Here is an 18,989-nt window from a genome sequence, read left to right on the forward strand (position 1 = left end):
CCCCTATAGAGGGCCGGTTGGTATCCGGAGACCTGTATGCAACAAGCTGGCATCACTGATGTAACTGATCTCGAGCAGCGGACCCTACGCAAGGTGGTCTGGCGGCTCGTGCCATTCCTCATGGTCTGCTACCTGCTGGCCTTCATCGACCGCGGCAACGTGGGCATGGCCTCGCTGCAGATGAACCATGACCTCGGGCTGACAGCCACCGTGTTCGGGTTCGGCAGCAGCCTGTTCTTTGTGTCGTACTTCTTCTTCGAGGTGCCGAGCAACCTGGCGCTGCAGCGCTACGGCGCGCGCATCTGGATCGCGCGGATCATGATCACCTGGGGCCTGATCTCGGCCGCCACGGCACTCGTGCGCGGCCCGGCTTCGTTCTACACGCTGCGCTTTCTGCTGGGCGCGGCCGAGGCGGGGTTCTTTCCGGGCGTGCTGCTGTATCTCTCGTACTGGATCCCGGCAACACACCGCGCGCGCATCGTGGCGACGTTCATGGTGGCGATTCCGGCCGCGAGCTTTATCGGCTCGCCCATCTCGGCTGCGCTGCTGCAGATGGATGGCCTGGCCGGGCTGCGCGGCTGGCACTGGCTGTTCATCCTGGAAGGCATTCCGACCGTGCTGCTGGGCATCGCATGTCTCGGTCTGCTGACGAACCGGCCGGAAGAAGCCAAGTGGTTGTCGAATGAAGAGCGCAATTGGCTCACGACCACGCTGGCCGGTGAAGCGCGGGGCCCGAAGAAGGTCGCAGAGATGTCGCTGGCCAAGCTGTTCTGCAACCGCTACGTGCTGTGCCTGGCGCTGGTGGATGTATGCGCGTCGGCCGCCGGCAGCACGCTGTCGGTGTGGCAGCCGCAGTTGCTCAAATCGTTCGGATTGACCGTCATGCAGACGGGGCTGCTCAACTCGGTGCCGTACGCGGTGGCATCGGTGCTGATGGTCTACTGGGGCCGTCGCTCGGATCGCCTGAAGGAGCGTCGCTGGCACACCGCCATTCCGATGCTCCTGATCGGGCTGGGCCTGTTCGGCACGTCGCTCAGCGGTTCGCTGATGCCGACCATGGTGATGTTGTGCGCGGTGCTGGTGGGCGCGTATTCGTTCAAGGGGCCGTTCTGGGCGCTGGCGTCGGGCATGCTCTCCAATAGCGCGGCAGCGGCGGGGCTGGCCACCATCAACGCGATCGCCAACCTCATCGGTGGCGGCCTGATGGTCAACGTGTACGGCTGGGTGAAGCAGGCGACGGGCAGCTATGCGCTGGCGCTGATGCCGCTGGCTGTGCTGACGCTGATCAGCGTGACGACGCTCTTGCTGCTGAGCCGCGCGAAGCCCGAAGGGCAGGTGCTGAACAAGACGGAGACGGCCTGACCATGCGCGCGTTCAGCAGAAGGCAGTTCTTGCAGCTGGCAGGGGCCGGTGCCGTGACGGCCGCCATCCCCGCCCTCACTCAGGCAGAAGAGTTGTGGTCCACGGGCAGTGAAAAACCGACGTTCAAGCTGCCGGCTGGCGCGGTGGACTGCCACATGCATATCTACGACGACCGCTTCCCGAGCGCGCCCGGCACCACACTGCGCCCACCGAATGCCAGCATCGAGCAATACCGCAAGATTCAGGCTCGGCTGGGCGTACAGCGCAACGTGGTCGTCACGCCATCCACGTATGGCACCGACAACCGCTGCACGCTGGATGCACTCAAGCGCTTCGGCTCCAACGCGCGCGGTGTTGCGGTGGTCGATACGTCGGTTACCGATGCGCAACTCACGGAGATGAGCGCGGCGGGCGTGCGCGCCATCCGCTTCAACCTCAGCTATCCGGGCGCGACTACCGTCGACATGCTCGCCCCGCTGGCGTCGCGCATCGGCGCACTGGGGTGGCATGTCGAACTGGTGGTGCAAGGCGCGAAGCTGCCCGAGCTGGAGCGCCATCTGCGTGCACTCCCGTGCCCGCTCGTCATCGACCATATCGCGCACGTGCCGCAGCCGGGCGGCATGCAGTCCGACGCCATGCGGACGGCGCAGCGCCTGGTCGACAAGGGCAACACGTGGATCACACTCTCCGGCCCCTACGTCGACACCAAGACCGGTGCGCCCGCCTATGCCGACGTCGAGCCGGTGGCCAAGGCCTTCATCGACATGGCCCCCGAGCGGATGCTGTGGGGCACCGACTGGCCGCATCCGACCGAGAAAGCGCACAAGCCCGACGATGCTGCACTGGTCGACACGATGGCCGCGTGGATCGGCCGGGCCGATTGGCAGGAGATGATCTTCGTTGCCAATCCGGTCAGGCTCTACGGGTTTGATTGAGCTTCAGCGACCGGCGCGTTCTATCGGGACATTGCGACACGATAGTCCGTGACCCGCACGCGAGTCAGGGCTGATATGCAACAGCTTCGATTTCGATCTTGGTGCCGACCACATTCGTTCCCTGCAACGTTGACCGTGCGGGTTTGTGATCGACGAAGACCGCTCCGTAGGCGCGATTGAATGCCTCGAAGTCGCGCGCGTCTTCCAGCCATACGGTCACCTTCACGATGTCTTGCAGCGTGCAGCCCGCGAGGGCCAGCACGTGCGCCACGTTTTTCAGCGTCTGGCGCGTCTGCTCTTCGATCCCGCCCATGAGGATGCTGCCGTCTTCGTTTCTGGCGATCTGACCGGACACGAACACAAAGTCCCCTGCCTTGGTTGCCAGCGAGCGGGGCAGGCTCCGCGTGCCGGGGTTGTTTTCTGCAAAGAACGCAATCGCCATTTGGGTTACCTCCGCAGGAGTTCGCAAGTCGCTTCCTCAGAATAGGCCGTTGGAAGACAAATCTCCGCCTATGTGGGCGTTTCGATGCTTGCGTAGGCGACCTTTGGGGGGTGATTTGTTCCATCCGCAAATCACGGAACGCAGATTCCCGCACGCCGCGCGCTTTCCCACGGGCTCAGGGCAAGAACGAGACGAACGGCAACGTCTTTGGGAGTTTGGGTCATTGTCGGTGTTGACATCGGCACCAAGAATCCTGCTCATGCGTGGGGCCCGGTTTGTCGCCGGCCCCGTGGTAACAGGGCTCTTGGGAGACGGCCATGCGCTTCACACTCAACGGAAAGCCGTTCGAATTCGACGGTGACCCAACCACCCCGCTGCTGTGGGTCATTCGCGATGCAGCCAAGCTGACGGGCACCAAATACGGCTGCGGCATTGGTGCCTGCGGCGCCTGCACGGTTCACCTCGAAGGTGAAGCTGTGCGGTCGTGCGTCTTGCCGGTTTCCGGCATCGAGGGGCGTGCGATCACCACCATCGAAGGCCTCGCCAAGGAGCATGCACACCCGGTGCAGCAGGCCTGGATCGAAAAGGATGTGCCGCAATGCGGCTACTGCCAATCCGGCATGGTGATGGCGGTGGCGGCTTTCCTGGCGCACAACAAGAAGCCCACGGACGCGCAGATTGATGCCTCCGTCACCAACCTGTGCCGTTGCGCCACGTATCACCGCATCCGGGAGGCGATCCATGTCGCAGCGAGCAAGTAGCGTTGGCATGGAGTGCCGCCCCGAGGTGCCAGCCCGTCGTACCTTCCTGAAAAGCGGCCTGGCGATTGCGGGCAGCCTTGTGTTGCCACTGACGATTGGTGAACGGGCCTTCGGTGCACGGGCGGGCGAAAGCGCCAACGCGGGTTTCTATCCCATCAACGATTGGATCCGAATCGACCCCACTGGCCGCACTGTCATCGGGTTGTCGCAGGTGGAGGTCGGGCAGGGCGTCTACACCGGTCTGCCGCAAGTGCTGGCCGACGAGATGGATGCCGACTGGAAGCAGGTGTCGGTGGAGTTCGTGACCGGGCGCGATGCTTACCGTATCGAAGCCGCCAACGAGCCGCCTCAGCAGTTCGTGGGCGCCTCCATGTCGGTGACGATGTTCTACACGCGTTTGCGCGTGGCCGGGGCACAGGCGCGAGAGGCGTTCCTGCATGCGGGCGCCCGACGATTGGGCGTTCGCGCCACCCAATGCATCACGCAGCAGGGGCGCGTGGTGCACGTCCAGACCGGCCGCGCACTCAGCTACGGTGAACTGGTGGCCGATGCCGCCAAGCTGCCGCTTAACCCGCACCCGCGCCTCAAGACGAGCTCCGGTCAGCATCTGATCGGACAGTCGCTTCACAAGCTGGACGTGCCGGCAAAGGTCGACGGCACGGCCGTGTTCGGCATCGACGTGCAAGTGCCCGACATGCTGACCGGTGCGATCAGGATGGCGCCCACGCTGGGTGGCGCGCCTGTCGCCGTCAGAAACCAAGACGCAGTGCGCGCCATGCCGGGCGTGGTGGATGTCGTGGTCGTCAAGGACGCCGTCATCGTGATCGCGCAGTCGTACTGGCAGGCCAAGACTGCCTGCGACGCCGCGGACATCGAATGGAATCCGGGCACTGCGCCGCACCTGGAGAGCGCAACCATCCTTGCGCAGCGCAAGGGCGCACTGCAGAGTGCCCATGCCGTTACCGCCACCAGGATCGGCACGCCCGAGGCAGCATTGGCCGCCGATCATGCGATCGAGGCGGATTACCACACGCCGTACATCGTCCACGCGACGATGGAGCCGGTCTGCGCCACGGTGCACGTGCGTGACGGCGAGATCGAAGTTTGGGGCCCGGTCCAGGGCCAGGACAAGGTGCGCTGGGCGCTCGGTGGCATCTTCAAGCTGCCATACGACAAGATCATCGTGCACACCACCTTCGTTGGTGGAAGTTTCGGGCGCAAGTACGTGCCCGACTTTGTCATCCATGCTGCGCTGGCGTCGCGTGCGGTGAAGCGTCCTGTGAAGGTGATCCGCTCCCGCGAAGACGACATTCGGCATGGCTTCTATCGGCCGTGCGCGTCCGCGCGCTTTCGTGCCGCGCTTGGGCCTGACGGCATGCCTGTCGCTCTGCATGCCCGCGTGGTCGGGCATTCGCTGTACCGCTCCATCAAGCTGGAGAACTTCGAGAAAGCCGGCGGCTGGGACGAAACCATGCTGGACGGCCTCTATGACCTTGGATACGCCGTTCCGAATCTCCTGGTGGACGCTGTCGATACGCCTCAGCCGGTACCGATCAGTTTCATGCGCAGCGTGGGAAGCACGTCCAGCGTGTTCTTTCTGGAGAGCTTCATCAACGAGCTGGCACATGCGGCATCGATCGATCCGGTGCACTATCGCCGCACGCTGTTGCGCAATGATCCGCTTGCACTACGGGTGCTTGACCAGACTGCCGCACACGCACAGTGGTTCAAGCCGGCCCGGCCCGGTCTGCATCGAGGCATGGCCTATAGCCTGTACACCGGGCGCGGCGGCGCTTTCACGACCTATGTGGTGACGATTGTCGAGCTGCGGATGGTGGCGGGCCGCGCCAAGCTTGAGCGCATCGTCTGCGGTATCGACTGTGGGCGGGCGATCAATCCGCTGTTGATCCGCGAGATGGTGGAAGGCGGTATCGGCTTTGCCTTGACCAACACCTTCAAGAGCGAGATCACCTTTGCCGACGGTGCCGTCGTGCAGAGCAACTTCACCAGCTACCCACTGCTATCACTGCGCGAAATGCCGCGCGTCGAGGTCGTGATCATCGACAGCGACCGTGATCCTCAGGGCTGCGGCGAAGTCGCGTTGCCTCCGGTCGCACCAGCGGTGGCTGAGGCCCTGTTCCATGCGACCGGACAGCGGCATCGCTCGATGCCGTTCGCGCAGCCGCTCGCATAACCCGAAACCAACCGTATGACACCGCCGAGCCATTCACTCGGCGGCGGGAGGCGTGCGTCCGCAGGTTGGCGCGCCCGCATTCGACCGGCCCTGCAGAGGCCGGCAACACGCCTGACACAACAAGCGTCTGACCACAGGAGGAAACAGGAATGAAGAAGCATTGGAGTGCGGCGCTGTTCGCCGCCATCGGGGGTACGGCAGCCGCGCAGAGCAACGTCACGCTGTATGGCATCGTGGACACCGGCGTGCAGTATTACAACCATGCTGCACCGAGCGGTTCCCTGGTCGGGATGCCCTCCCTCACGGGGGAGCTGCCTTCCCGTTTCGGCTTGAAAGGCACCGAGGATCTTGGCAGTGGCAACAAAGCCTTCTTCGTCCTGGAGAACGGCTTCGCCACTGACACCGGTGGGTTCAACAACGGCGGGCGCCTGTTCGGCCGCGCCGCCAATGTGGGCGTATCTGGCCTGTACGGCACCCTGACGCTCGGCCGGCAGATGAACATGTCGATGCTGGTGCTCAACAATGCCGACGTCATCGGCCCGTCGATTCACTCGATGGCCAGCTTCGACAACTACCTGCCCAATGCGCGGAGCGACAACGCCATCGGCTACCTTGGACAGTTTGCCGGTGTGACGCTGGGCGGCACCTATAGCTTCGGCCGTGACGGGGCGGGGCCGGCCGGGCCATCGGGCACCAACTGCGGTGGCGAAGTGCCAGGAAACGCGCTGGCCTGCCGCCAATACACGGCACTGTTGGCCTACGACGGCGCCAACTACGGTGTGGCGGCGTCATATGACGTGATGCGCGGCGGCACCGGCGCGAGCGCTCCCCTTACCAGCAGTGCCTACACCGACTCGCGCACGATCGTCGACGGCTACGTGAAGTTCGGTGCTGGCAAGGTGGGCTTTGGCTGGATCCGCCGCAATACCGCGGCGGTCGAACATAGCCAGTCAGATCTGTACTTTGTCGGCGGAACCTACGCGCTGCGGCCGATGCTCTCGGTGGATGCGCAGGTGTCGCGCTATGTGCTGAGCGATCACGGTGGCGCGACGCTGCTGGTTGGCCGAGTGAACTATGCGTTCTCCAAGCGCACCACCGTCTACACCTCTGTTGGGTATATGCTCAACGGAGAGCAGACGAACCTGCCTGTGGCAGCGGGCGGGACCGTCGGTGCCGGGCTGAACCAGCTTGGCGCCATGGTCGGCGTGCAGCATCGCTTCTAGCGCGACGTGAAAAAAGAGGGCGGTTATGGCAAGGGACCTGTTGAGTGACGCGCTGACGGATCTGCGTGCCGACGCAGTCGTCACCGGGCACTTTACGCTGACTGCTCCGTGGTCGATCCGCAAGGGCGCGGTCAGCGGCGCCCCATTTCGGACGTGCAAGGGCCAGCCGGTGTACATCATCGTGCAAGGGCAGCCGCCGGTGCGTCTGGAGCCCGGCGATTTCGTCCTGCTGCCGCATGGCGATGAACACATCCTGTGCTCTTCGCCCGACCTGCCGCCCGTCGACTTCGATGCCTTGATGGCGGCCCAGGGCATGCGCCCCAGGTTCGATACGCCGCTCGAATTCTCGGCCGGTGGCGGCGGTGCGCGCAGTGACTTGTACACCGGCATCGTTCTGTATCAGCACAGCGCGCGGAATCCGCTGTTTTCTGTCTTGCCACCCATCATCCATGTGAGTGCGCACGACCCAGCCGTGGCGCCGTGGCTCGCCAACACCCTCCAGAGCTTCATCGAGGAATCGATGCGCTGTCAGCCAGGCTGGGCCGTGGCTGCGGCGCGGCTGGCAGATGTTCTGTTCGTTCAACTGCTGCGCGCCCATCTGGTTCCCTCGGCAGACCGGGCGGGTTGGCTGCGCGGACTGCTGGATCCCCATATCGGTCAAGCCATTGCGCTGATCTATCGGTACCCGCAACGGGAGTGGACTGTCGATGCGTTGGCCGCAGCCGTGGGCATGTCGCGTTCGCGCTTCAGCGCACGTTTCACGGAGCTTGTCGGGCAGACCCCCATCGGGCACTTGACCGCATATCGGATGTACCGGGCCAGCCTCGAACTGACGGGTGGGCGCCGCCGACTGATCGACATTGCGGAAAGCGTGGGCTACTCCTCGGAAAAGGCGTTCACACGGGCATTTCGCCGTTGGTCGGGGTTACCGCCGTCCAGGTACGCTCGCGAGCGAATGGCCGCGCTGCGCGCGCGTTGACCTCGCGCCACTGTCGATTCTCACTTGACAGTGTGTTTCCTCCCGCGAGGCTGTTCGCAGCGGATGGCCTCGCTACCATGTCTTCCAAAACCCGCGCGGCCAACTGACGGCAAGCGCGCACAACACAAGACACTGGAGACACGCATGCCTGCACGCCACACTGTGGCCGCGATGGCCCTTGCCATTGCATCCTCGTTCGCCCACGCCCAGGTGTCGGACGACAAGGTCAAGATCGGATTCATCACCGACATGTCGGGCGTGTATGCCGACCTCGACGGCCCCGGTGGGCTGGAGGCCATGCGCATGGCGGTGGCGGACTTTGGCGGCAAGGTGCTGGGCAAGCCCATCGAGATCGTCTCCGCCGATCATCAGAACAAGGCCGACGTGGCGGCCTCCAGGGCGCGCGAGTGGATCGACCGTGAAGGTGTGGATGTGCTGTTTGCGGGCCCCAACTCGGCTGCGGGCCTAGCGATGAACCGCATTGCCGCAGAGAAGAAGCGCGTGTACATCAACCTGGGTGGCGGCACCCCGCGCCTGACCAACGAGGAGTGCACGCCCTACACCGTGCACTACGCCTACGACACGAACGCCCACGTGCGCGGCACCATCGGCGCGCTGCGCAAGCAGGGCGTGAACTCGTGGTACCTGCTGTCGGTCGACTACGCCTTCGGCAAGGACATGGATGCCGAGTCGCGCCGCGTGATTGCTGCCGGAGGCGGCAAGGTGGTGGGTGGCACCAAGCACCCGCTGGGCGCGCCGGATTTCTCGTCGTACCTGCTGCAGGCGCAAAGCTCCGGTGCGCAGGCCGTGGCGCTGGCCAACGCGGGCGGCGACACCATCAACGCCATCAAGGCCGCCAAAGACTTTGGTCTCGACAAGAAGATGCGCGTGGTGGGCCTGGTCATGACCATCGACGAGATCCACGCACTGGGCCTGCAGACCGCGCAGGGTATGCAATTGATCGACCCGTGGTACTGGAACGCCAGCGATGCCGCGCGCAGGTTCGGCGAGCGCTTCTACGCCAAGTTCAAGAAGATGCCGAGTGCGCTGCAAGCGGCGGACTACTCGGCCACGCTCACGTATCTGAAGGCCGTGCAGGCCGCCGGCACAGACGATGCCGACCGCGTGATGGCCAAGCTCAAGTCGATGAAGATCGACGACATGTACACCAAGGGCGGCTACGTGCGCGCCGACGGCATGATGATCCACGACATCTACCTGTTCGAGGTCAAGAAGCCGTCGGAATCGACCCGGCCATGGGATTACTACAAGCTCGCGCAGACGATTCCGGGCGAGCAGGCGTTCAATACGCTGGCGGAATCGGCGTGCGCGATGGTGAAGAAGTAGGGCGGCGCCATCGTTGCAGTTAGGCGCGCGGCGAATAAGCAAACGCAAAAACGGTCGTTCGCGTGCCGCAGGGCTGCCCATATGCTCACCGGAGCCCAACCCTTCCGGAGACGCAACGATGACGCAGCAGTCCCTCGCCACTGCCCCCGCCTGGAAACTCGACACCCTGGCCGTCCACGGCGGCTACAGCGCCGACCCGACCACCCGCGCGGTGGCCGTGCCGATCTACCAGACCGTCGCGTTCGCGTTTGACGACACGCAGCACGGTGCCGATCTGTTCGACCTGAAGGTGCCGGGCAACATCTACTCGCGCATCATGAACCCGACCAACGATGTGCTGGAGAAGCGCATTGCGGCGCTCGAAGGCGGCATCGGCGCGCTGGCGCTGGCATCGGGGCAGGCGGCGGTCACGTATGCGATCCAGACGATTGCCGAAGCGGGCGACAACATCATTTCGGCCAGCACGCTCTACGGCGGCACCTACAACCTGTTTGCGCACACGCTGCCGTTGTCGGGCATCACCACGCGCTTTGCCGATCCGCGCGATCCGGCGTCGTTCGAAGCGCTGATCGACGACCGCACCAAGGCCATCTTTGCCGAGACGGTGGGCAACCCGCTGGGCAACGTCACCGACATTGCCGCGCTGGCCGAGATCGCGCACCGCCATGGCGTGCCGCTCATTGTCGACAACACGGTGCCGACGCCCTACCTGACGCGGCCGTTCGAGCACGGTGCCGACATCGTCGTGCATTCGCTCACCAAGTACCTGGGCGGCCACGGCACGAGCCTGGGCGGGGCGATCGTCGATTCGGGCAAGTTCCCGTGGGCCAAGCACAAGGCGCGTTTCAAGCGCCTGAACGAACCGGACGTGAGCTATCACGGCGTGGTCTATACGGAGGCGCTGGGCGACGCGGCCTATATCGGCAGGGCGCGCGTGGTGCCACTGCGCAATACCGGTGCGGCGCTGTCGCCGTTCAATGCGTTCCTGATCCTGCAGGGCATCGAGACGCTGGGCCTGCGCATCGACCGCATCACGCAGAACGCCGCGCACATCGCACAGCATCTGCAGCGGCACCCGAAGGTGGAGTGGGTGAGCCACGCCAGCCTGGACGATCATCCCGACCACGCGCTGGTGCAGAAATACCTTTCAGGCAAGGCGCCGGGCCTGCTGACGTTTGGCGTGAAGGGCGGTTTTACGGCGGGCGCGCGCTTCCAGGATGCGTTGCAGTTGTTCACGCGGCTGGTGAACATCGGCGATGCGAAATCGCTGGCCACGCATCCGGCGTCGACCACGCACCGGCAGTTGTCGGAGGCCGAGCTGGCCAAGGCCGGTGTGCGGCAGGAGACCATCCGGCTGTCGATCGGGATCGAGCACATCGACGACCTGCTGGCCGATCTGGATCAAGCCTTGGCGCAGGCTTGATCCCGGGGCGCGGTCAGGCCATCACGGCTGGCCGCGCACCCACCGGAACACCACCGCCATCACCACCAGAAATGGCACCCCCACCACCAGCGTCATGCGGAAATCCGGCATCCACGCCGTGCTGGCGATGATGACCACCATGGCAATCGCACCCAACGTGGTCAGCACCGGGTAGCCCCACATGCGAAAGCGCAGCGCGCGGCCTTCACGTTCTGCCGCGTGCCGGAAGCGCAGGTGCGTGACGAAGATGACGAGCCACGTGAACAGCGCCCCGAACATCGCCAGCGCCATCATCAACAGGAACGAGTGCCCCGGCAGCACCACGCTCAGCACCGCTGCGAGCGCCGCACCGGAGCTGGACACGGCCAGCGCCCGCAACGGCACGCCGCGTTCGCTCACGGCACCGAGCGCCCGAGGCGCCTGCCCGCCGCGCGCGAGGCTGAACAGCATGCGCGTCGACACATACAACTGCGCGTTCATCGATGACAGTGCCGCCGTGAGCACCACAAAGTTCATCACGCCCGCGCCGCCGGCAATGCCCAGGATTTCCATGACGCGCACGAACGGGCTCTTGCCGGTGCCAGCCTGCTGCCACGGCACCACGGCCAGCATCAGCGCCAGCGTGCAGAGGTAGAAGAACACCAGCCGGAACAGCGTGGAGCGGAACGCGCGGGTTGCTGCGGCCTCGGGCTCGCGCGCCTCGCCGGCGGCCACGGCAATCAGTTCGATGCCGAAGAAGCTGAAGATGCTGACCACCGCGCCAAACCAGACGCCCGACCAGCCGTGCGGCAGGAAGCCGCCCGCATCCACATAGTTGTGAAAACCGATCGGGCCGCCTTCGGGCGCACGGTGGATGGCAACGCTCGCCACCACCAGAAACGCGACGATGGCTACCACCTTGATCATCGAGCACCAGTATTCCGCCACGCCAAATACGTCGACGCTGCTCGCGTTGATCCACACCAGCACGGCCGAGAACCCGACGATCCACACCCACGCCGGTACGCCCGGAACCCAGTACGCCATGTATACCGCCACCGCCGTTACCTCCGCGCCGATCACGAAGACGACCGCCGCCCAGTACGCATAACGCACCAGAAAGCCGGCGAGCGGGCTGACGTAATGCTCGGCATAGGCGCCGAACGAACCGGTGGTGGGGTGGGCGACGACCATCTCGGCCAGGCAGCCCATCAGCAGCAAGGCAATGGCCGCGCCGATGGCGTAGCTGGCGATCACGCCTGGGCCGGCGAGCTGGATGGCGGCGCCGCTGCCCAGGAACAGGCCGGTGCCGATCGCGCTGCCGATGGCGATCATGGTGAGTTGCGCGGACGAGAGGCGATGCTGCAGGCCGCCTTCGCGTGCGGCCAGCGCTTCGAAGCTGCCGGTGGCCTTGGTCATGGTGCGGGGTTCCGGAAAAAAGCCGCGATGATACGCCCAGGGCCGGGCGGGCCTTACACCACCGCCAGCTTCGGCCGCTCCTGCCGCGGCATGACCACGTTGCGCCCGGCGGCCTTGGCTTCATACAGCCGGCCGTCGGCCAGGTGGACCAGGTCTTGGACCGTGTCGTCTGCCAGGGCAACGCCTGAGTGCGAGGCCACGCCGATGCTGACCGTCAGCTTGCCGTGCGCGCTGGTCACGTTGGGCTCATCGGCGGCCAGCACGGCGGCGCGGATGGCCTCGGCCACGCGCACTGCGCCGTTGAGGTCGGTATTGGGCAGCACGGCGCAGAATTCCTCGCCGCCGTAGCGGCCGGCAAAGTCGCCGGGACGCTTGATGCTGTCGTTCAGACAGCGGGCCACGGTGCGCAACGCGGTGTCGCCGGCGGCGTGGCCGTAGCGGTCGTTGTAGTGCTTGAAGTCATCCACGTCGATCATCAGCACCGACATCGGCGTGTGATGCCGATTGGCGCGGCGCCACTCCACATCCAGGGCGGAATCCAGCGCGCGGCGCGTGCCAAGGCCGGTCAGGCTATCGGTATTGGCCAGCAGGTATAACTGCTGCTCCATCTCCAGGCGTTTGCGCAGCTGCTGGGCAAACAGTAGCGACAGCACCATGAACACCGCATCGAGCATGAGCACGATGCCGCCGATCACCCAGGCGCGCTGCCACCACTCGGCGTAGATGTCTTCGGTGGCCAGGCCGACGGTGACGATCAACGGATGCTCGCCGATATGGCGAAAGCTCACCAGGCGCTCAACGCGGTCAAGCGCGGACTTCTCCACGTAGGAGCCGTCAGTTGCCTGCAGCAACTTCTGGAAGGCGATGCTGTCGGCCACACTTCGGCCGATGAGCTTTTCGTTGTACGGCCGGCGCATGAGCAGCGTGCCGTCGGTGCGCACCAGTGTCACGGAAGCGTGCGGCCCGAGGTTGATGCCGTCAAATAGCCGGCGGAAGTAGTTCAGGCGCAGCGTGCCGACCACCACGCCGTTGAACTCGCCATGTGGCCCGTTCAGCCGGCGGCTCAGGCCCAGGGAGGTGTCGAGGCCCGTCACGCGGGGCGTGAAGGGCTCGCTGATATACAGACCGACGTCAGGCGAGCCCCGGTGTACCTGGAAGTAGTCGCGGTCGCCCAGATGGATGTGTCTTGGTGGCACTGAGCGCGAGTCGATCACCACGTCGCCGGTCTTGTTGGTCACCAGCAACGTGCCCAGGTCCTGGGCATTGGTGGAGCGGTCGAACAGCACGAGCTGCCGGATGGCCGGGGGCAGGGCGACGACCTCGGGCTCCTGCATGCCGTCGATCACGGCCTGCAGCGAGAGGTCGTATACCTCGATGTTGCGGGCGATGTCGCGCTGCAGGATCAGCGAGAGATTGTCGGCGCTGTCACGCGCGCGGGCCAATGCGTCGGTGCGCATCTCCCACAATGAAAGCGCCGTCAACGCCGCCAGGAGCAGCGAGAGCGCTGAAGCGCCCACGATAAGCAGGGAGGGTCGCCGCAGGAATGCGCTGGCGGCGCGCTGTAAAGGCATGCGCGAACTTCTGAAAAGTAGAACGGGATAGCCGCGATTGTGTACAGGACTCCACCGTCCTACGCAATACTGTCTAGAGCATTTCCCTGAGGAAAAACGTTTGCGTTTCGCGATGGTGCGACGCTTTCGGCGGCCGGGCGCATGCCTTGCTGAGGAATGTCTGAGTGCCGCGCCCGTAGCATCGAGCGCGCTGCCGCGCGGACTTTTTGCCCATGTCACCCTGTCACGTCGCTTTGCCTATGCTTGGTAAGCCCCCTTTGGAGACCGGAGAACGCCATGCCAGCCGACCGCCCTTCGTCTACCCCAACGTCGACCCCAGTGCCCGCCAACCCGCACCCACCCGTGGCCGATACGCACGAGGAAGCGCTGCTGGACGAGGGCATTGAAGAAACCTTTCCGGCCAGCGATCCCGTATCGGTCGATGCCGGCAAGCCCCATGTGCCCCCGAAGGCACCGGAGAGCGCCCCCAAACCGTAAAATGCGACAGGTGTGTCAACGAATCGGCCGCTTCAGCCGTATTAATCTCAGCCGTATTACGTAGATCGTCATTACGTACACCATCGGCACGTGCGAATCCGGCTCGCGCGCAAACAGAAGGAAGCCGGCGCACCGGTCGGAAGCCGTTCCGGCCAGGATGACAACTAGCCTGGCCGGGAGGTCGGGGCCGATCCTGATGTCGATGCCGTGGGGGGGCGGCTCTTGGCGGTTGGGCTTGCCACCGTCTGTAGTCCGCGCGTTCGGGTTCGCGCCCAGGTTCATCCAATTTGTTTCGGCACGTTGCCCGCATCCGTCTTCCGCCCATGGTGTGGCGTTGGGGGGTGGGGCGTGCCGCCAAAGCCAGCAGGATCTCGTCTTTCACCATGCCTGACGCCGCGTCAAACGACGCCAGTTCCACGCCAAGCCGGTCATCGGCCCGCTCAGCGCCCGCCGCCGCCGATGCTGCGGCCGCGCCTGCTGCTTCCTCGCGTCCCGATTCGGACTCCGATTCGGGCTCCGGGTCGGGCTTCGGTCTGGCCGGCTGGATCGTGATTGGGGCGGTACTCGTCCTGGGTGCGCTGGTGTTCGACAGCCTGTATGCGCTGCTCGATCACGTGCACTACGCCGACATGATCGCCGCGCTGCAGGCCACGCCGCGCGCGCACCTGTTGCTGGCCATGCTGGCCACGGCGTTGAGCTATGTCGCCCTGACCGGCTATGACGCTTCCGGCCTGCGGTATGCGGGCGCGCACGTGGCGCCCGGCACGGTGGCCACCACATCGTTCATCGCCTACGCGCTGGGCAACACCGTTGGCCTCGGGTCTTTGACGGCGGGGGCGGTGCGCACGCGCCTGTACTCTGCGGCCGGGCTGGATGCCGCACGCGTGACGGAGGCGGTGGCCTTTGATGCGGGCGCGCTCGGCGTATCCACCACGGCCTTCGGTGCGGTCGGCTTGCTGTGGGGCGCGCCGCACATTGCTGCCATCACGCATCTGCCGGCAGCGTTGCTGGAAGTGGTGGCGCTGCTGGTGCTGGCCGGTGTGGTGGCGCTGCTTGCGCTGTGCATGCGGCAGCGCAACGTGACGCTGCTCGGCCGATGGGAGATCCGCCTGCCGCCGCCCGGGCTGGCGGCGCGGCAGTTTGTGATTTCAGCGGCAGACCTGAGCGCGGCGGCGGCGGCCTTGTGGGTGCTGATGCCGGCGGGTGCCGTTGATCTGCCGACGTTTGTGGCGTTCTACGCGCTGGCCGTCACGCTCGGCGTGCTCAGCCAGAGCCCGGGCGGCCTGGGCGTATTCGAGGCCGTCATCCTGCTCGGCTGCAGCGGCCAGGCGCCGCCGGCGGATGTGCTGGCGGCGCTGTTGTTCTACCGCGCCATCTACTTTCTGCTGCCGCTGGTGGTGGCGGCTGCCATGCTTGGCGTGTTCGAACTGCGCTCCGGCGCGGGCGCTCCCTTTGCGCCATTTGGCCGCGCGGCGGTCAAGCTGTCGCCTGGGCTGCTGGCTGCGCTGACGATGGTGGCAGGCGTGATGCTGCTCGTCTCGGGCGTGACGCCTGCCAGCGACGAGGCCGAAGACCTCCTGCGCATGCACGTGCCGCTGTTCGTGGTGGAAGCCTCGCACATGATCGGCAGCGTGGCGGGGTTGATCATGCTGTTCGTTGCGCGCGGGCTGCTGCACCGGCTCGATGCCGCGTGGTGGGCGGCGCTGGTGCTGTCGCTGCTCACGGGCGTGCTGGCGTTGCCCAAGGGCATCGCCGTGTCGGAGATGGCGGTGCTGGTCACGCTGGCGGTGCTGCTCATCATTTCGCGGCGGCAGTTCGACCGGCCGTCGTCGCTGTTCTCGCAGCGGCTGGAGGCGGGTTGGCTGATCGCCATGGCCTGCGTGTTTGCGGCCTGCGTGTGGATTCTCTTCTTCGCCTATCGCGAGGTGGCCTACGCCAACCAACTGTGGTGGCAGTTCACCTTTGACGGCGATGCGCCGCGTTCCATCCGCGCGCTGATGGCGGTGGCCGTCACCGGCCTGGGCTTCGGCATGTGGCAGCTCTTTCGCAAGGAGCCCGGCGCGACCACCTTCCCGAGCGATGACGAACTCGCCCGCGCGGCCGAGATCGTCCGCAAGCAGCCCGCCGCCGATGCCGCGCTGGCGCTGATGGGTGACAAGAGCCTGCTGTTCTCGCCGTCGGGCAACGCTTTCATCATGTATGCCAAGCAGGGGCGCTCGTGGGTGGCGCTGTCCGACCCGGTGGGCGCGCAACAGGAGTGGCCGGAGCTGATCTGGCGCTTCATCGAGATGGCTGATTCGCACGGCGGCCGCGCGGCGTTCTACAAGACGCGTCCGCAAACGCTGCCGCTGTATCTCGATGCCGGCTTGCGCGCCTACAAGCTGGGGGAGGAGGCCTATGTGTCGCTGCCCGAATTCAGCCTCAAGGGCTCGCGCCGGGCCAACCTGCGCCACGGCGTGACGCGCGGCGAGCGCGAAGGCCTGTCGTTCGACATCGTGCCGGCCGCCGAGGTGCACACCGTGCTGGACGAGCTGCGCGCCATCTCCGACGAATGGCTGCGCAACCAGAACGCGCGGGAGAAGGGTTTTTCGCTCGGCGCGTTTGACGACCGCTACGTGGCCAGCCAGCCCGTAGCGGTTGTCCGCCGCGAGGGCGCCATCCTCGCGTTTGCCACGCTGATGTGCCCCGAGGTGCTGCGCATCGAGGCCAGTGTCGACCTCATGCGTTATCGCGCCAACGTACCGCCGGGCACGATGGATTTCCTCTTCGGCAAGGTCATCCTCCACTTCCAGGCGGAGGGGTATCAGCGGTTCGGGCTAGGGATGGCGCCGATGTCGGGCATGGTGGAGCATCAGCTCGCGCCGCGCTGGCACCGCTTCGGACGGATGATGTTCCGCCACGGCGCGCGCTTCTACAATTTCAGAGGGCTGCGCAATTTCAAGGACAAGTTCGAGCCGGTGTGGGAACCCCGCTACCTGCTTGCACGCGGCGGCATCGCGCCGCTGTTTACATTGACGGACGTCGCCGCGCTGATCGGCGGCGGCTTGAAGGGAGTGATCTCCAAATGAGTCGGCAAGCACCGCGCCCGCAAGAGGCGCGGCACAGGGGAGTGTTACGCAAGGGCCGGCATTGGGTCGCGCATCTGGCCGCACATCTGGGTGCGATCGGGCTGGCACTGACCACGTCGTGGGCCGTTGCGGCCGATGCATCGGTGTCTGCGCCCAAGGCCGCGCCGGCGTCGAGGCTCGCACCCGCGCCCGTGCAGGGCCCGGTGCTGGTGCCGCCCGTCGGCATGACGAGCGCCAGTGGTGTCGTGGCTGTGCCGCCGCAGGGCGACATACCGCCGCGCGTGCAGATGAGCGCCGCCGCCGTTGCCGCCAACAAGGCCGCCAACGGGGGCGTGCTGTCGCTGCCGGTGGTGGCGCCGGCCACGCCCGCCGCCGCACCTGGCGCTGTCGAGTTCGTCACGCACGGGCGGTTTCGTGACGTGCCGGTCTACAAGCCCAAGGGGGAGATCCGCTCCGTGGTGCTGATGCTCTCGGGCGATCTGGGCTGGACGGCCGCCACATCGCGCATGGCCGAAAGCCTGGCGCAGCAGGGCGCGCTGGTGGCTGGCCTGTCGACCCCCGCGCTGTTCTCCAGCCTGGAAGCCGATCAGGGCGACTGCGCGTTTCCCGACGGCGATCTGGAAAACTTCAGCCGCTTCCTGCAGGCCTACGAGAAGGTGCCGGGCTACTACCCGCCCATCCTCGTGGGTGACAACGAAGGCGGCGCGCTGGCCTACGCCATGATTGCCCAGGCGCGCCCGAACATCTTCGCCGCGGCCATGTCGATGGAGTTCTGCCCGGTGCTGGAGCTGCGCAAGCCACTGTGCAAGGGCGAGGGCGTGCACTTCAGCCGCCGCAAGAGCGAGAGCCGTACCACAGCCAAGCGCGTCAAGCCGCCCGAGAATGCGGGCGTCGTGCTGCTGCCGGCCACGAAGCTGTCGGCGCCGTGGGTGGCACTGCAATCGCCGGGCACGCTGACGTCGTTTGCGCGCCGCTCCGGCCCGCTGTGCGAGGCGCGCGCCACGCAAACCTTCATCGATACGATTTCCGGTGCGCAGTCGGTAACGCTGCCGGCCACGGCGTCCGGAGCAAATGCGCCGCCTGTGACGGCGAGTGAGCCGTTCAAGAGCGCATTCGCCAAGCTCGTTGCGCAGCGAAAGCCGCCGCCCCCGCCGCCGCCAGCCGCGGTGTCGGATCTGCCGATCATCGAAGTCGCTGCGCAGCCCGGCACGTCGTCGGAGCTGTTTGCGGTGCTGTTGTCGGGTGACGGCGGCTGGGCGGGGCTCGACAAGGAGGTGGCGGCCGCGCTGTCCAAGTCCGGCGTGCCGGTGGTGGGCATCGATTCACTGCGCTATTTCTGGTCGCAGCGCACGCCGGCCTCAGCCGCGGCCGACATGGACCGCCTCGTGCGCTTCTACGCCGCGCGCTGGAAGAAGCAGAAGGCACTGCTGATCGGTTATTCGCAGGGGGCGGACGTGCTGCCCTTCATCGTCAACCGCATGCCGGCGGCGTCGCGCGAGCACGTGGCGCTGGCCGTGATGATGGGCCTGGGCAAGCGCGCCGACTTTGAATTCCACATGACCAACTGGGTGTCGAGCAGCGCGTCTGGGTTGCCGATCCTGCCCGAGGTGCAGAAGCTGCCCGCGGGCCTGGGCATGTGCATCTACGGCCAGGAAGAGAAAGACACCAACTGCCCCAACCTGGACCCGAAGCAGGTCCGGCTGGTGAAGTTGCCGGGCGGCCATCACTTTGATGGCGATTACGCCAAGCTGGCGCGCATCATCCTGGAAGGCGCGCGCGCGAACAGCGCTCCCGCACGCTGATTCGCGG

14 protein-coding genes are annotated in these 18,989 nt (G+C 65.8%); 11 read left to right on the top strand and 3 right to left on the bottom strand.

What is annotated here, in order from left to right:
• Positions 1-36 precede the first annotated feature (36 nt).
• Both NG900_RS14110 and NG900_RS14115 read left to right on the top strand, forming a co-directional pair.
• A complete protein-coding gene (locus NG900_RS14110; RefSeq protein WP_252681371.1) occupies positions 37-1,362 on the top strand; it encodes an MFS transporter in 1,326 nt (441 codons plus the stop codon).
• 2 nt (positions 1,363-1,364) lie between these two features.
• Positions 1,365-2,297, top strand: coding sequence for an amidohydrolase family protein (locus tag NG900_RS14115; RefSeq protein ID WP_252681374.1), 933 nt, complete (start codon positions 1,365-1,367; stop codon positions 2,295-2,297).
• 64 nt (positions 2,298-2,361) lie between these two features.
• Here NG900_RS14115 and NG900_RS14120 read toward each other — a convergent pair whose 3' ends face one another.
• Entirely contained in the window at positions 2,362-2,739 is a 378-nt protein-coding gene (locus tag NG900_RS14120) for a RidA family protein (RefSeq protein ID WP_252681377.1), read from the bottom strand.
• Between the two features lie 317 nt (positions 2,740-3,056).
• On the opposite strand from NG900_RS14120, the gene NG900_RS14125 reads away from it, so the two are divergent.
• The 6 genes from NG900_RS14125 (at position 3,057) to NG900_RS14150 (ending at position 10,666) form a co-directional block, all read left to right on the top strand.
• A complete protein-coding gene (locus tag NG900_RS14125; RefSeq protein WP_252681379.1) occupies positions 3,057-3,500 on the top strand; it encodes a (2Fe-2S)-binding protein in 444 nt (147 codons plus the stop codon).
• On the top strand, positions 3,481-5,694 hold the full coding sequence (locus NG900_RS14130; RefSeq protein ID WP_252681382.1) for a xanthine dehydrogenase family protein molybdopterin-binding subunit: 2,214 nt from the start codon (positions 3,481-3,483) through the stop codon (positions 5,692-5,694). Before NG900_RS14125 ends, NG900_RS14130 begins: the two co-directional genes overlap by 20 nt.
• A 149-nt stretch (positions 5,695-5,843) precedes the next feature.
• The gene (locus NG900_RS14135; protein ID WP_252681384.1) at positions 5,844-6,917 is read left to right on the top strand and encodes a porin; all 1,074 of its coding nucleotides are present in this window, start codon (positions 5,844-5,846) and stop codon (positions 6,915-6,917) included.
• 25 nt (positions 6,918-6,942) lie between these two features.
• Positions 6,943-7,896 carry an AraC family transcriptional regulator gene (locus tag NG900_RS14140; protein WP_252681386.1) on the top strand — a complete coding sequence of 318 codons (954 nt, stop codon included), beginning with the start codon at positions 6,943-6,945 and terminating at the stop codon, positions 7,894-7,896.
• A gap of 144 nt (positions 7,897-8,040) precedes the next feature.
• Positions 8,041-9,243: an ABC transporter substrate-binding protein gene (locus NG900_RS14145; RefSeq protein WP_252681389.1), complete on the top strand. Its 1,203-nt coding sequence runs from the start codon at positions 8,041-8,043 to the stop codon at positions 9,241-9,243.
• Positions 9,244-9,361: 118 nt separating this feature from the next.
• On the top strand, positions 9,362-10,666 hold the full coding sequence (locus NG900_RS14150; RefSeq protein ID WP_252681391.1) for an O-acetylhomoserine aminocarboxypropyltransferase/cysteine synthase family protein: 1,305 nt from the start codon (positions 9,362-9,364) through the stop codon (positions 10,664-10,666).
• A 21-nt stretch (positions 10,667-10,687) separates the two neighbouring features.
• Here NG900_RS14150 and NG900_RS14155 read toward each other — a convergent pair whose 3' ends face one another.
• Both NG900_RS14155 and NG900_RS14160 read right to left on the bottom strand, forming a co-directional pair.
• Positions 10,688-12,064 (bottom strand): amino acid permease, encoded by a 1,377-nt coding sequence (locus NG900_RS14155; protein ID WP_252681393.1) that lies wholly within the window; start codon positions 12,062-12,064, stop codon positions 10,688-10,690.
• A gap of 53 nt (positions 12,065-12,117) precedes the next feature.
• Positions 12,118-13,635 carry a sensor domain-containing diguanylate cyclase gene (locus NG900_RS14160; RefSeq protein WP_252681396.1) on the bottom strand — a complete coding sequence of 506 codons (1,518 nt, stop codon included), beginning with the start codon at positions 13,633-13,635 and terminating at the stop codon, positions 12,118-12,120.
• Positions 13,636-13,911: 276 nt separating this feature from the next.
• On the opposite strand from NG900_RS14160, the gene NG900_RS14165 reads away from it, so the two are divergent.
• The 3 genes from NG900_RS14165 to NG900_RS14175 all read left to right on the top strand — a co-directional run bounded on the left by NG900_RS14165 (position 13,912) and on the right by NG900_RS14175 (position 18,982).
• Positions 13,912-14,112, top strand: a complete 201-nt coding sequence (locus NG900_RS14165; protein ID WP_252681399.1) for a hypothetical protein — start codon at positions 13,912-13,914, stop codon at positions 14,110-14,112.
• Positions 14,113-14,495: 383 nt separating this feature from the next.
• On the top strand, positions 14,496-17,180 hold the full coding sequence (gene mprF, locus NG900_RS14170) for a bifunctional lysylphosphatidylglycerol flippase/synthetase MprF (RefSeq protein ID WP_252681401.1): 2,685 nt from the start codon (positions 14,496-14,498) through the stop codon (positions 17,178-17,180).
• Positions 17,177-18,982 carry a virulence factor family protein gene (locus NG900_RS14175; RefSeq protein ID WP_252681403.1) on the top strand — a complete coding sequence of 602 codons (1,806 nt, stop codon included), beginning with the start codon at positions 17,177-17,179 and terminating at the stop codon, positions 18,980-18,982. Before mprF ends, NG900_RS14175 begins: the two co-directional genes overlap by 4 nt.
• Positions 18,983-18,989: the final 7 nt, after the last annotated feature.

Source organism: Ralstonia soli (genome assembly GCF_023955655.1).
Lineage (GTDB): Bacteria > Pseudomonadota > Gammaproteobacteria > Burkholderiales > Burkholderiaceae > Ralstonia > Ralstonia soli.

What these genes read in the sequence shown, in the direction of transcription:
- NG900_RS14110 (WP_252681371.1), top strand. Translation starts at nt 37, where the DNA reads ATGCAACAAGCTGGCATCACTGATGTAACTGATCTCGAGCAGCGGACC.
- NG900_RS14115 (WP_252681374.1), top strand. Translation starts at nt 1,365, where the DNA reads ATGCGCGCGTTCAGCAGAAGGCAGTTCTTGCAGCTGGCAGGGGCCGGT.
- NG900_RS14120 (WP_252681377.1), bottom strand. Translation starts at nt 2,739, where the DNA reads ATGGCGATTGCGTTCTTTGCAGAAAACAACCCCGGCACGCGGAGCCTG.
- NG900_RS14125 (WP_252681379.1), top strand. Translation starts at nt 3,057, where the DNA reads ATGCGCTTCACACTCAACGGAAAGCCGTTCGAATTCGACGGTGACCCA.
- NG900_RS14130 (WP_252681382.1), top strand. Translation starts at nt 3,481, where the DNA reads ATGTCGCAGCGAGCAAGTAGCGTTGGCATGGAGTGCCGCCCCGAGGTG.
- NG900_RS14135 (WP_252681384.1), top strand. Translation starts at nt 5,844, where the DNA reads ATGAAGAAGCATTGGAGTGCGGCGCTGTTCGCCGCCATCGGGGGTACG.
- NG900_RS14140 (WP_252681386.1), top strand. Translation starts at nt 6,943, where the DNA reads ATGGCAAGGGACCTGTTGAGTGACGCGCTGACGGATCTGCGTGCCGAC.
- NG900_RS14145 (WP_252681389.1), top strand. Translation starts at nt 8,041, where the DNA reads ATGCCTGCACGCCACACTGTGGCCGCGATGGCCCTTGCCATTGCATCC.
- NG900_RS14150 (WP_252681391.1), top strand. Translation starts at nt 9,362, where the DNA reads ATGACGCAGCAGTCCCTCGCCACTGCCCCCGCCTGGAAACTCGACACC.
- NG900_RS14155 (WP_252681393.1), bottom strand. Translation starts at nt 12,064, where the DNA reads ATGACCAAGGCCACCGGCAGCTTCGAAGCGCTGGCCGCACGCGAAGGC.
- NG900_RS14160 (WP_252681396.1), bottom strand. Translation starts at nt 13,635, where the DNA reads ATGCCTTTACAGCGCGCCGCCAGCGCATTCCTGCGGCGACCCTCCCTG.
- NG900_RS14165 (WP_252681399.1), top strand. Translation starts at nt 13,912, where the DNA reads ATGCCAGCCGACCGCCCTTCGTCTACCCCAACGTCGACCCCAGTGCCC.
- mprF (WP_252681401.1), top strand. Translation starts at nt 14,496, where the DNA reads ATGCCTGACGCCGCGTCAAACGACGCCAGTTCCACGCCAAGCCGGTCA.
- NG900_RS14175 (WP_252681403.1), top strand. Translation starts at nt 17,177, where the DNA reads ATGAGTCGGCAAGCACCGCGCCCGCAAGAGGCGCGGCACAGGGGAGTG.